The organism is Embleya sp. NPDC056575 (assembly GCF_042793325.1).
In the GTDB taxonomy this organism is placed as follows: Bacteria; Actinomycetota; Actinomycetes; order Streptomycetales; family Streptomycetaceae; genus Embleya.
Genome location: NZ_JBHTVA010000026.1, coordinates 106828 through 119936, shown reverse-complemented (window position 1 = coordinate 119936; position 13109 = coordinate 106828). Strand labels below are relative to the sequence as shown.

The window sequence follows — 13109 nt, the reverse complement described above, 5'->3', positions numbered from 1 at the left end:
CATGCGCCCGTACCCCTCTCGTACTACTTACTTCCGCCCGGCGCGCCGCCCGGCGCGGTCCGGCCGGCCGCCCGCCCGCCCGGCGACCGCCTACCGCTTCGCGTAGTCCCGGAAGCCCCGCCCGGTCTTGCGCCCGAGATAGCCCGCCGTGACCAGGTGTTCGAGCAGCGGCACCGGCGACCAGCCCGGCTCGCGGAACTCCGCGAACAGCACCTTCTGGATGGCCAGCGAGACGTCGAGCCCGACCACGTCGAGCAGTTCGAACGGGCCCATCGGATACCCCGCGCCCAGCTTGATCGCCGTGTCGATGTCGTCGGCGCCGGCGTAGTTGGCCTGGAGCATGCGCACCGCGTCGTTCAGGTACGGGAACAGCAGCGCGTTGACGATGAAGCCCGCCCGGTCCCCGCAGTCCACCGCGTGCTTGCGGGTGCGTCGACACACCTCGTGGATGGTCGCCACCACGTCGTCGGAGGTGGCCACCGTCCGCACCACCTCGACCAGCTTCATCACCGGGGCCGGGTTGAAGAAGTGCATGCCGACCACGTCGGCGGGCCGCGAGGTGGCCACCGCGCAGTCGATCACCGGCAGCGAGGAGGTGGTGGTGGCCAGGATCGCGCCGGGCTTGCAGATCTCGTCGAAGTTCTCGAACAGGGCCTGCTTCACCGACAGTTCCTCGACCACCGCCTCCACCACGAGGTCGGCGAAGGCGAGATCGTCGAGCCGGGTGGTACCGGTCACCCGGGCCAGCGCCTCGGCCTTGGCCTCCTCGGTCAGCCGACCGCGCTGGATCTGCTTGTCCAGGGAGCGCACCAGCGCCCCGCGCACCCGCTCGACCTTCTCCTCGCTGCGCGCCACATAGACCACGTCGTAGCCGGACTTGGCGAACACCTCGACGATGCCCGTGGCCATCGTGCCGGTACCGACCACGCCCACCGCGTGCACCTCACGAGGGGTGCCGGCGACCGCCGCGGCCCCGCCCGGCTCGGCCACCACGACCGGGGATCCGGCCTGCTCGTAGGTGTAGAAGCCGCGACCGCTCTTGCGCCCGAGCAGCCCCGCGGTGCGCATCTGCTTCAGGATCGGCGCGGGCGCGTGCAGGCGATCGCGCGACTGGCGATACATCTGCTCCAGGATCTCGTACGCCGTATCGATCCCGACCAGGTCGAGCACCGCGAGCGGACCCATCGGCAGGCCGCAGCCGAAGCGCATGGCCGCGTCGATGTCCTCGCGCGTCGCGTACTTCTGCTCGTACATCGACGCCGCGTGGTTGAGGTAGGCGAACAACAACCCGTTGGCGATGAACCCGGCCCGGTCGCCGGCCACCACCGGCGACTTGCCGAGGCGTTCGGCGAGCGCGACCACGTCGGCGAGCACGTCGGGCTCGGTGACGACGGTGCGGACCACCTCGACCAGCTTCATCACCGGCGCCGGGTTGAAGAAGTGCAGCCCGACCACGCGCGAGGAGCGGGTGGTGGCCACCGACAACTCGGTGACCGACAGCGACGAGGTGTTGGTGGCCAGGATCGTCTCCGGGCCGCAGATCTTGTCCAGCTCGGCGAAGAGCGCCTGCTTGTGCGCCAGCTGCTCGGGTATGGCCTCCAGGACCAGGTCGGCCGAGGCCACCGCGGTCAGGTCGGTGCCGAGGGTGACCCGCTCGAAGATGTCGTGCTGCTGCTCTTCCGTGAGCTTTCCGCGCGCGGCGGCGCGGGCGGTCGACTCGGCGATCCGGGCCCGGCCGCGCACGACGGCCTCGGCGGAGACGTCCACGCCCACGACGGTCAGTCCGGCCCGGGCCAGGACCTCGACGATGCCGGCGCCCATGGTGCCCAGGCCGACCACGCCGACCGTGCTGATGTCACGGCTCATCTGCTGTGCTCCTCGCTGCTGAAATGGCGTCTCCCGACCGGGAGTACGCCTTGGTTACTGCGAAGTAGTACCGCGGGTTTCCAGGGAGTATCGCAGTCCCTGTCGAACAGGCACAGGCCGGTGGGATGTGCCGTTCGCCTCGATCCGTCCCGAACGTGCGTTCGGACATTCGGTCCCATGTTCGACGGGATGACGTCGTGGGTGCCGATATCCGCCCGATCGGGTAAAAAACCATCAGGCGTGAAGGATTACCTACCCGCGTCTTCACGCGTTGTGTTGTCGTGTGGGCGCCCTGTCCCCCACACCCGCCCCCGCCGGCGACGTCCGGCGGGACCGGCCGGTCGGCATCGGCCACGACACGACGAGGAGGACGCGATGAGGGTGGGCATCTTCCTGCTGGCGGCGCAGTTCGACGCGGGCGACCACGGTGCGGTGCTCACCGCCGCCATGGACGCGGGAATCGCCGCGGAGGAGGCCGGATTCGACGAGGCGTGGATCGCCGAACACCATTTCGTGCCGTATGGGTTGTGCCCGTCGGCGGTCACCTTCGCCTCCATGCTACTGGGGCGTACCCATCGGATCGGGGTGGGTACGGCGATCAGCGTCCTGTCCAACCAGCATCCGGTGGCCCTGGGCGAGCAGACCGCGCTGCTCGACCAGCTGTCCGGGGGGCGCTTCACCCTCGGCGTGGGACGTGGCGGGCCGTGGGTGGACCTGGAGGTCTTCGGCACCGGGCTGCGGCGGCACGACGAGGCGTTCGCGGAGTCGCTGGACCTGCTGATGCGCTGGCTGACCCACCAGCGGGTGGGCGCGGAGGGCGAGCACTTCTCGTTCCGGAAGGTGCCGGTGGTGCCCCGTCCGCGCACCTACCCGCACCCTCCGGTGATCGTCGCGTGCACCTCCCGGGAGACTGCGTCGCTGGCCGCGCGGCACGGGCTGCCGATGCTCCTGGGGATGCACGCGGACGACGCGGAGAAGGCGGCGATGGTCCGCACCTACGAGTGCGCGGCGTCCGCGTGCGGGCGGGACCCGAAGGCGGTCGAGCACGCCGCGGCGGCGGTCGCCTACGTCGCGGACACCCGGCGCGAGGCGGTCGAGGTCCTGCGCCACGCGATGCCCAAGTGGCTGCGCCGGGGCCTGTCGGCGCACGTGACGGTGGACGGCCGGCAGCGGCACATGCGGGACCCGGTCGAGTACACCGACTTCCTGTGTCGCATCCACCCGGTCGGCGCGCCGTCCGACTGCGTCCGCCGCCTCTCGCGCACCGCCGAGCGCACCGGCATCAACCGTTTCCTGCTGTTCGCCGAGGGCGCCGGAGTGGGCGCGAGCACCCTGGAGAACGTGGCCCGCCTCGGCAAGGAGGTGCTTCCCGTCCTGCGCGAGGCGGCACACTGACCCGAGTCCGGCTCCGCCCACCCCGGCCGGCGCGGGTGGTGCTCAGCCCCCGACCGGCACCTTCACGTCGCCGACGGGGGACTGCGGGGTCGTCGAGGTCGGCGACGGCGCGCGCGTGGAGGCGGGTGGAGTGCTCGCGGGGGCGGAACTCGCGCTCTGCGACGCCGAGTTGGCCGGAGTCGACGAGCGCGGCGCGGTGGCCGGGGCGCTCGTGTTCGGCGCCGTCGTCTCGCGGGCCGTCGTGGCGGCCGAGGACGTCGCCCCACTCGCCCCCGGCCTGCGGCTGCCCGTCGGGGGCGGCGGTTTGTCCCGGTCCACCTTGGGGTCGGCCTCCGGCCCCCGGTTCGGCGTGTTCGGGTCGTACGTCGCCGAGCCCGTCGAACCCACCGGATTACGATGATCGCCCCGATCCGGCGAGTCCGAGCCCATCGCGACCACCGCCGCCAGGGTGACCACCAGGACCACCGCCGCGCCGGCCGTCATCAACACGCCGCGCCGACCGATCCCACCCCGCTCGGCCCCGGCCGCGCCTTCCCGGCCGACCGCCGCGACCGCCGCCCGATCGCCCCCGGCGAGCGCCAACACCCGCCGGTCCGCGGCCAGTCCGCGTTTGTCCGAGCCGACGTCGCGCATCCGGGTGGCGGCCACCGCCTCCTCGCGCGCGCCCTCCGGATCACCCGTGCACAATGCCAGGATCGCCAACTCGTGGCGGAACCAGGCGTGTTCCGCCGCCGCCGAGGAGCCCGCCTCGCGCGCCGAGGCCAGGCCCAGCTCCAGCACCTCGCCCCAGGTGTCCCACCGCGCCGAGGCGCCGAACGCGGGCGCCGACGCCCGGGCCAGCGCCCGCGCCGAACCGGCCTTGCCCAGCCGCTCGGACTCGCGCAGGCAGGCCAGGATGGTGTCCGCCTCGCGGGCGATCTCGGCCGGGGTCACCGACGGGTGGGAGACCCACCAGGTGAAGTGCTGTATGGCCGCCACCGCCCACGAGGACGGCCCGCGCACGATCGAGGCGACCGCCTCGGCGGTGCCCCCGGTGAGCCGGTACCGACCGAACTCACAGGCGGCGAGCCCGGCTTCGACCAACTCGTCGGCGGCGCCCACCGCGTCCACCGCACCGGTCAGGGCCGGCAGGTGTACCGGGTCCGGGAGTTCGCCGTCCAGCGCGGAGGCCAGCCGCAACACCTGCTGGGCCGACGCGGACACCAGCGGCACCAGACGCGGTACGAACTGCCGGGGGTCCCCGGGCGAGGGCAACTCGCAGGCGCCGTCCGCCGCGCCGTCGTCGAGCAGCCCGTAACGGCCGCGCTCGCGCCGCGCGAGGAGTGCCCCCGCCTGGACGAACCGCCCCGGGTGGCCGCCCACCTGGAACCACAGGGCGGAGGCCCAGGACAGTTCCTCGTCGTCGAGTTCGCGTCCGGCGACCCGGCGCAGCAGATCGAAGGACGCCTCCTGCGGCAGGCCGCGCAGGGTGATCTCGTGCAGCGGCGAATCCCGGCGCGCGATCGGGTCGACCAGCTCGGGCCCGGCCACCAGGAAAGCGCATTCCGGGGCGATCCGCAGAAGCTCGGCGATGTCCTCCTGGCCGATGTCCAGGTCGTCGATCACCACGAGGGCGGCCACGTCGGCGAGGATCCGGGCCAGTTGCACACGTGTCGGCCGGAAGGCGGGTCCGGCGAAGCACGCGTCGTGCAGTTGCTGGAGCAGGTCGTCCAGGCCGCGCCGGCGCCCGTCGAGCAGGACCACCCCGTCCGGCGCGTGGGCGGGATCGAGCGCGGCGAGCCGGCGCAGCAGCGTCGTGCGCCCGCTGGAGGCGGATCCGCCGATCCGGACCGAGGTGCCGCGTTGCAGCAGCCCGGTGAGTTCGGCGATCTCGACGTCGCGACCCAGCGGTTCGGGGCCGGTCGAGGGCACCGATCCGGGCAGCCTGGACGGGCGCGGCGGCCGGGCGCCGGCGGGCACCGGCGCGACGTCGGTGCCGTCCGCGCCGCCGAAGGTCAGGAGCAGGTCGCCCGCGTACAACCGCAGCACGCTCGGCCCGGGTTCGTCGGGGCCGGCCCGCCCGCCCGGGACCGGGTCCGACCAGTCGTCGTCGATCCGGATCGGCTCGCCCCGCCCCGAAGGCGGCTCGCCCGACCCGACCGCCGCGAACCCGCGAGCGCTCCCACCCGACTTCGCGGCGTCCAAGCCCGCCGCGCTCCCGCCGAACCCGCCGGAGCCGTCGGTCCCGAACCCGCCCGCGCCGTCCGTCGCGAACTCGCCCGAATCGTCCGAGTCCCGCCGAGGCGCCGAGGCGCCTCGCGCCGGGCGCGGTCCGAACAGCTCGTCCAGATAGGCGTCGTCACCCCAGGAGTCGCTCCACGGGTCGCCCCCGGAGACCTCCCGGTCGCCGGCCGACGGCCGCGGCGGTTCGTCCCCGAGGTGCTGCTCCCCGTCCTCTTCCGGCCGTTGCCTGCCGCCGCCGTTCATGCCACTCCCTGTGCTCCCCGTCGTGGTTCCTCGACGCACCGGCGCGACCTGGGACGAGTCCGGGCACCCGGGGGCGGAAACCGGTGATCAGTGTGCCGGGCGCGGCCGGCGCACCGATACCCGGCGCCGGGTTCGTGACAAGATCGTTGAGCACCGACGCGGCGCGCACCGAGGCGGCCGAGCATGGGCATCGTGTCTCCCCCTCGTACCACGTTCCACCTTGCCACCTCCCGCCGTCGAGCGGACCGTCTCCGGGTCGACCTTCGCTCGCTCTTCACAACAACAACGCGCGCGTCCGCAAGTGGTCACGGGGCCGGCGCACGCGGGTGACCGGGGGCGGATGAGGTTGCCGAAAAGTCGGCCTACGCCCGGCGAGTCACCCTATGGTGCAGATGTGGCGCCACAACTGCCAGGCGCACAGGGGGAACAGGGGGACATATATGTCCGGTTCCATACACTCGCGACACGCGGGACGGCAGGTGCACCGGGGACGAACCCGACTTGCGTGCGCCGTCGCGCTGTTCGCCTCCTTGGCACTGTCGATACCCTCGGCCGGCGCATCGCCGGCCGCGACCACGAGTACGTCGAGCACATCCACGCGCCCGCCCGGCCCCGAACTCTTCGCCTCCCCGCCGACCGCGCGCGACGCGACGGCCCGAGCCGCCGCCGTACCGCCGAAGTTCGCCGACGAACCGGTACTGACCGGGCTGTCCCAGCCGATCGACGTGGCCTTCGCCAAGGACGGCCGGATCTTCGTCGCCGAGAAGTCCGGCGTCGTCAAGGTGTTCGACTCGCCCACCGACACCACACCCACGGTGTTCACCGATCTGCGGGCGCAGGTGCACAACTTCTGGGATCGCGGCCTGCTCGGCCTGGCCCTGGCCCCGAACTTCCCGACCGACCCGTCGGTTTACGTGATGTACGCGCACGACGCGCGCCCCGGCGGCTCCGCGCCCTACTGGGGCACCGCCACCGGCGCCGACGACGGGTGTCCCGACCCGCCCGGCGCCCAGGCGAAGGGCTGTCTGATCACCGGCCGGATCAGCAGGCTGACCGCGACCGGGAACACCGCCGGTCCCGAGCAGGTGCTGGTCGAGGGCTGGTGCCAGCAGTTCCCGTCGCACTCGGTCGGCTCGCTCGCCTTCGGCCCGGACGGCTACCTTTACGCCTCCGCCGGGGACGGGGCCAGCTTCGACTGGGCGGACTACGGGCAGACCCCGGCGAGCGGCGCGATCCCGGGCAAGGAGCCGATCCCGGCGAATCCGTGCGCCGACGGCACCGCCGCGGTGGGCACCGTACTGACCGCGCCGAACGCCGAGGGCGGTGCGCTGCGGGCCCAGGACTTCCGTACCGCGGGCGATCCGTTCGCGCTCAACGGCAGCATCATCCGGATCGACCCGGCCACCGGCGCGGGCGCGCCCGGCAACCCGCTCGCGGGCAACGCCGACGCCAACGCCCGCCGACTCGTGGCGGCCGGCCTGCGCAACCCGTTCCGGTTCGGCTTCCGGCCGGGCACCAACGAGGTCTGGGTCGGCGACGTGGGCTGGAGCACGTGGGAGGAGATCGACCGGCTGACCCCGTCGAGCACGGCCGTGGCCAACTTCGGCTGGCCCTGCTACGAGGGCTCGGCCCGCCAGGGCGGCTACGAGTCGATCGGCCTGAACCTGTGCGCCAACCTGTACGCGGAGGGCGCCGGCGCGGTCCGGGCCCCCTACTACGCGTACCGGCACGGCTCGGTGGTGACGCCGGGCGACGGCTGCCCGACCGGCAACGGCTCGGCGATCTCCGGGGTGACCTTCTACAGCGGACAGCGCTACCCCGCCGCCTACCGCGACGCGATGTTCTTCGCCGACCACAGTCGGCGGTGCGTCTGGAGCATGCGCGCGGGCGCCGACGGCCTTCCGGACCCGGCCACGCGCCAGGTCTTCGTCACCAACGCCAATCCGGTGCAGCTGACCACCGGCCCCGAGGGCGACGTGTACTACGTCGGCTTCGAGGACGGCGCGATCCACCGGATCCGCTACACCGGCAGCGCGCCCACCGCGGTCGCCTCGGCCACGCCGACCACCGGGAGCACCCCGCTGACCGTGGCCTTCACCGGATCCGCCTCCACCGACCCGGATCCGGGCGAGACCCTCACGTACGCGTGGGACCTCGACGGCGACGGCGCGTTCGACGACTCGACCGCGGCGAACCCGTCGTACACGTACACCGTGCCCGGCACCTATCGCGCCAGGTTGCGGGTGACCGACCCGGTCGGGCTGACCGGCGACTCCGCCCCGATCACCGTCACCGCCGGCAACTCGCCGCCGGTACCGGTGATCGACTCCCCGGCGTCGACGCTGACCTGGAAGGTGGGCGACCCGATCGCCTTCACCGGGCACGCGACCGACCCCCAGGACGGCGCCATTCCCGGCAGCGGCCTGAACTGGCGCATCGTCATGCACCACTGCACCACGCCGACCAGCTGCCACGAGCACCAGATCACCGCACAGGACGGCGCCTCCGGCACCTTCACCGCGGTCGACCACGAGTATCCGTCCTGGCTGGAACTGCGATTGACCGCAACCGACTCCGGCGGCCTGACCGGGACCACGAGCGTGCGCCTGGATCCGCGGACGGTGGACATCACCCTCGCCTCGAATCCGCCCGGCCTGACCCTGGGCCTGTTCTCGTCCCAGCGCCCGGCACCGTTCACCGGCACGGTGATCGTCGGCGGCACCTCGTCGATCGCGGCGCCGTCGCCGCAGACGCTGAACGGCAAACGCTACGAGTTCGCGTCGTGGTCCGACGGCGGCGCGGCGGCACACAACATCACCGCGCCCGCGACACCGCTCACCCTGACCGCCACGTTCCGCGAGGTCGACGGGCCGGTACCCGGGCTGATGGCGCGGTACGGCTTCAACGCCGCCGGCGGCACGGTCCTAGTCGACGGCACCGGACAGGGCAACGACGGCACCGTCGCCGGCGCCGCATGGGTACCCGGTCGTACCGGCAACGCCCTTTCCTTCAACGGCACTTCATCGATGGTCACGGTCCCGCACAGCGCTCGCCTGACCCTCACGGCGGGCATGACCCTGGAGGCGTGGGTCAAACCCACCACGATCACCGGCTGGCGCTCGATCCTGCTCAAGGAACGCGGGGGCGGCCTGTCCTACGCCCTGTACGCGAACGGCACCACCGCACCCAACACGTCCATCAACACCACGGGCACCAACAACGACACCTACGCGGACGGCACCGCACCACTACCCACCAACACCTGGACCCACCTCACAGCCACGTACGACGGCACCACCCTGCGCCTCTACGTCAACGGCGTCCAGGTCCGGGCCACCCCACACACCGGCCCGATCATCGACGAGGGCGGCGCCCTCAGAATCGGCGGAAACACCATCTGGGGCGAACACTTCGCCGGCCTGATCGACGACATCCGCATCTACAACCGAGCCCTGACCCCCACAGAAATCACCACGGACATGACCACCCCGATCCCATAACCGAACCCGCGAGCGCCGGACGGACCCATCCCAGCCCGTCCGGCGCCCGAGAACACCGGAAACCCCACCCCCGCCCAAACCCGAACCCAAAACCAGCCCGTCCGGCGCTTGAGGACACAGGAGAAGCCACCACCCACCCCAGCCCGTCCGGCGCTTGAGGACACAGGAAACCCACCGACCTCACAAAGCCGGCCACAAGCCGAAGCCCACCCACTCCAGCCCGTCCGGCGTTTGAGGACGGCAAGCCGACCTCGGCCCACACCACGACCGAGCCCGACCCACTCAGGCGGACAGCCCGTTCGCCTCCCGAATCACCGAAACAATCCGCCCCATGATCTCCGTGATCCCGAAGTCCTTCGGCGTAAACACCGCCGCCACCCCCTGCGCCGACAACGACGCCGCATCCGCGGCGGGAATGATCCCGCCCACCACCACCGGCACATCACCGATCCCCGCGCCGCGCATGCGCGAGAGCACGTCGGGGATCAGCTCCAGATGCGATCCCGACAGGATGGACAGCCCCACACAGTGCACGTCCTCCTCCACCGCGGCCGCGACAATCTGGGCAGGCGTCAGCCGAATCCCCTGGTACACCACCTCGAACCCGACATCGCGCGCCCGAACCGCGATCTGCTCGGCCCCGTTCGAGTGCCCGTCCAGCCCCGGCTTCCCCACCAACAACCGCAGCCGCCCGCCCAGTTCCTCCCCGGTCCGGCGCACCGCCCCCCGCACCTCGCCGAGCCCGGCGCCGTCCTGCACGCCGACCACCCCGGACACCCCGGTCGGCGCGCGATACTCGCCGAACTCCTCGCGCAGCGCCTGCGACCACTCCCCCGTGGTCACCCCGGCCCGTACACACGCCAGCGTGGCCGGCATCAGGTTGACCGCGTCGGCCGCCTTCCACGACCGGGCGTCCTCGCGCAGCCGCCTCATCGCCGCCTCCGCCGCCTGCGGATCGCGCGCCCGCCGCCACGCCCGGACCTTCTCGATCGCCGAGCGCTCGGCGTCGGGGTCGGCGCTCATGATCGCCGCGTCCAGGTCCGCGGTGAGCGGGTTCTCCTCGGTGGTCTCGAACCGGTTCACCCCGACCACCACCTCCTCGCCCGCCTCGATCCGGGCCCGCCGGGCCGCGTGCGAGCCGACCAGTTGCGACTTCATGTAGCCCGACTCGATCGCCGCGACCGCGCCGCCCATCGCCTGCACCCGGTCGATCTCCTCGCGCGCGCCCGCCACCAGGTCCGCGACCTTGGCCTCGATCACATGCGAGCCGGTGAAGATGTCGCCGTACTCCAGCAGGTCCGACTCGTAGGCCAGCACCTGCTGGATCCGCAACGACCACTGCTGGTCCCACGGCCGGGGCAGCCCGAGCGCCTCGTTCCAGGCCGGCAGCTGTACCGCGCGGGCCCGGGCGTCCTTGGACAGCGTCACGGCCAACATCTCCAGCACTATGCGCTGGACGTTGTTCTCCGGCTGCGCCTCGGTCAGCCCGAGCGAGTTGACCTGTACGCCGTAGCGGAACCGGCGCTGTCGGGCGTCGCGCACGCCGTAGCGCTCCAGCGTGAGTTCGTCCCACAGCTGCACGAACGCCCGCATCTTGCACATCTCCTCGACGAAGCGCACACCGGCGTTGACGAAGAAGGAGATGCGCTGGACCACGTCGCCCATGCGCTCCTGCGGCACCTGCCCGGAGTCGCGGACCGCGTCCAGCACGGCGATCGCGGTGCACATCGCGTAGGCGATCTCCTGCACCGGCGTCGCGCCCGCCTCCTGGAGGTGGTAGCTGCAGATGTTGGTCGGGTTCCACTTGGGCAGGTGCGAGACGGTGTAGGCGACCGTGTCGGTGATCAGCTTCAGCGAGGGGCCGGGCGGGAAGACGTAGGTCCCGCGCGAGAGGTATTCCTTGATGATGTCGTTCTGCGTGGTGCCCGTGAGCTTGGCGACGTCGGCGCCCTGCTCCTCCGCGACCACCTGATACAGCGCGAGCAGCCACAGCGCGGTCGCGTTGATCGTCATCGAGGTGTTCATGCCCTCGACGGGGATGCCGTCCAGGAGTTCGCGCATGTCGCCGATGTGCGAGATCGGTACGCCGACCTTGCCCACCTCGCCGCGGGAGAGTTCGTGGTCGGGGTCGTAGCCGGTCTGGGTGGGCAGGTCGAAGGCCACGGACAGACCGGTCTGGCCCTTGGCCAGGTTGCGGCGGTACAGCGCGTTGGACGCGGCGGCCGAGGAGTGACCGGCGTAGGTGCGCATGACCCAGGGGCGGTCGCGCTCGACCGGGGTCGGCTGCGAGGGCTGAGCTGAGGGCGTCTGGCTCGCCACGGAATACCTCCGGAGGTTCCGGGCCGACCGGACCTCGGCGACTACCGGCCTGGGCAACCCCGCTGGTCCGCTGTCACCGCGCCTGGTTCGGCCCTGCTTACCACGGAGTGTACTGACGGGTAACAGCTCCGGACAGGTGTGATCGACCACAGCCCGCAAGTCGTTTCCCGGCCTGCCTGACAGTGTGTCGGCGCCGGTCGACGCACCGTCCCATCAGGCCGCGGTGGGTTGGCGGAGGGTGAGGATGCGGTGCAATCGAGTCAGCACCAGGACGCGGTGCACGTCGGGATTGACCCCGATCAGCACCAGTCGACGCTCGCGTCGGCCCGCGCGCCGATGCGCGCCGACGATCAGGCCCAGGCCGGTGGTGTCCAGCGCGGGCACGTGGGTGAGGTTGAGAATCAGGTCGCCGTCGCCGTGGTCCAGCGCGTCGTGCAGCGCCAACCGGACGTCGGCGGTGGACCGCACGTCGAGCACGCCTTCCAAGTGCAGCTCACGCGGGTCGCCCCAAACGCGCATCGTCTCCTCCTGGGGAGTCCGTCCGTTCGCCGACGGTTCGACTCCCCAGCAGAACACCCAAAACCCGATAATCCTCACTCATCACAGTGGACTTCACTCGTACCGGTGACGATTGATCGGATGATGCGCCGATTGCGCACCACCCGTCGCACGGCCCGCTCAGTAGGCGTAGAAACCCTTGCCGGACTTGCGACCCAGGTCGCCCGCGGCCACCATACGGTTCAGCAGCTCCGGCGGCGCGAACTTCTCGTCCTTGGTCTCGGTGTAGATGTTGCTCGTCGCGTTGCGCATGATGTCCACGCCGGTGAGGTCCGCGGTGGCCAGCGGGCCCATCGCGTGTCCGAAACCGAGCCGGCAGGCGATGTCGATGTCCTCGGCGGTGGCCACGCCCGCCTCGTACAGCTTGACCGCCTCGACGGTGAGCGCGGTGATCAGTCGGGTGGTCACGAAGCCGGCCACGTCCCGGTTGACCACGATGCAGGTCTTGCCCATCTCCTCGGCGAGTTCCCGCGCGGCGGCCAGCGTCTCGTCGGAGGTCTTGAAGCCGCGGACCAGTTCGCACAATTTCATCAGCGGTACCGGGGAGAAGAAGTGCATGCCGACCACCGCCTCCGGGCGGCCGGTGACCGCGGCGATCTCGGTGATCGGGATCGCGGAGGTGTTGGTCGCGAGCACCGCGTCGGCCCTGCAGATGCGGTCCAGTTCGCGAAATACGCCCTGCTTGATCTCGACCTTCTCGAACACCGCCTCGACCACGACGTCCGCGTCCGCCACCGCGTCCAGGTCGATCGTGGTGGTGATCCGGGCGAGCGCCGCCGAGGCGTCCTCCGCGGTCAGCGTGCCCTTGGCCGTGAACTTCTCGAACGAGGCCTCGATCCCGCTCAGACCGCGGGCCAGCGCGGCGTCGGTGACATCGCGCAGCACGACGGTGTGGCCCGCCCGGGCGGCGACCTGGGCGATGCCCGATCCCATCAACCCGGCCCCGATGACGGCGATCTTCTTGGTCACTGCGCAACCTCTCCAGTACACGATCCCGAGCCGGCG

Annotated in this window: 7 protein-coding genes; 2 read left to right on the top strand and 5 right to left on the bottom strand. The window is 71.7% G+C overall.

Going from position 1 to position 13109, the window contains the following annotated elements:
• Positions 1-90: 90 nt before the first annotated feature.
• Entirely contained in the window at positions 91-1866 is a 1776-nt protein-coding gene (locus ACFRCG_RS21870) for a 3-hydroxyacyl-CoA dehydrogenase family protein (protein ID WP_380033791.1), read from the bottom strand.
• A 375-nt stretch (positions 1867-2241) separates the two neighbouring features.
• On the opposite strand from ACFRCG_RS21870, the gene ACFRCG_RS21865 reads away from it, so the two are divergent.
• Positions 2242-3261, top strand: a complete 1020-nt coding sequence (locus ACFRCG_RS21865; protein ID WP_380033790.1) for an LLM class flavin-dependent oxidoreductase — start codon at positions 2242-2244, stop codon at positions 3259-3261.
• A gap of 42 nt (positions 3262-3303) precedes the next feature.
• Here ACFRCG_RS21865 and ACFRCG_RS21860 read toward each other — a convergent pair whose 3' ends face one another.
• Entirely contained in the window at positions 3304-5727 is a 2424-nt protein-coding gene (locus ACFRCG_RS21860; protein WP_380033788.1) for a hypothetical protein, read from the bottom strand.
• Positions 5728-6257: 530 nt separating this feature from the next.
• On the opposite strand from ACFRCG_RS21860, the gene ACFRCG_RS21855 reads away from it, so the two are divergent.
• Positions 6258-9227 (top strand): LamG-like jellyroll fold domain-containing protein, encoded by a 2970-nt coding sequence (locus tag ACFRCG_RS21855; RefSeq protein ID WP_380033786.1) that lies wholly within the window; start codon positions 6258-6260, stop codon positions 9225-9227.
• A 282-nt stretch (positions 9228-9509) separates the two neighbouring features.
• On the opposite strand, the gene ACFRCG_RS21850 is transcribed toward ACFRCG_RS21855, so the two are convergent.
• The 3 genes from ACFRCG_RS21850 to ACFRCG_RS21840 form a co-directional block, all read right to left on the bottom strand.
• Positions 9510-11477, bottom strand: a complete 1968-nt coding sequence (locus ACFRCG_RS21850) for a protein meaA (RefSeq protein WP_380033831.1) — start codon at positions 11475-11477, stop codon at positions 9510-9512.
• 282 nt (positions 11478-11759) lie between these two features.
• The gene (locus tag ACFRCG_RS21845; protein WP_380033784.1) at positions 11760-12065 is read right to left on the bottom strand and encodes an STAS domain-containing protein; all 306 of its coding nucleotides are present in this window, start codon (positions 12063-12065) and stop codon (positions 11760-11762) included.
• A gap of 159 nt (positions 12066-12224) precedes the next feature.
• Complete coding sequence (locus ACFRCG_RS21840) at positions 12225-13073, bottom strand: 3-hydroxyacyl-CoA dehydrogenase family protein (RefSeq protein WP_380033782.1); 849 nt, start codon at positions 13071-13073, stop codon at positions 12225-12227.
• Positions 13074-13109 lie beyond the last annotated feature (36 nt).

Bases quoted from the DNA above. Each gene is read 5' to 3' on its own strand.
- ACFRCG_RS21845 (WP_380033784.1), bottom strand. From the start codon at position 12,065: ATGCGCGTTTGGGGCGACCCGCGTGAGCTGCACTTGGAAGGCGTGCTC.
- ACFRCG_RS21860 (WP_380033788.1), bottom strand. From the start codon at position 5,727: ATGAACGGCGGCGGCAGGCAACGGCCGGAAGAGGACGGGGAGCAGCAC.
- ACFRCG_RS21850 (WP_380033831.1), bottom strand. From the start codon at position 11,477: ATGCGCACCTACGCCGGTCACTCCTCGGCCGCCGCGTCCAACGCGCTG.
- ACFRCG_RS21865 (WP_380033790.1), top strand. From the start codon at position 2,242: ATGAGGGTGGGCATCTTCCTGCTGGCGGCGCAGTTCGACGCGGGCGAC.
- ACFRCG_RS21870 (WP_380033791.1), bottom strand. From the start codon at position 1,866: ATGAGCCGTGACATCAGCACGGTCGGCGTGGTCGGCCTGGGCACCATG.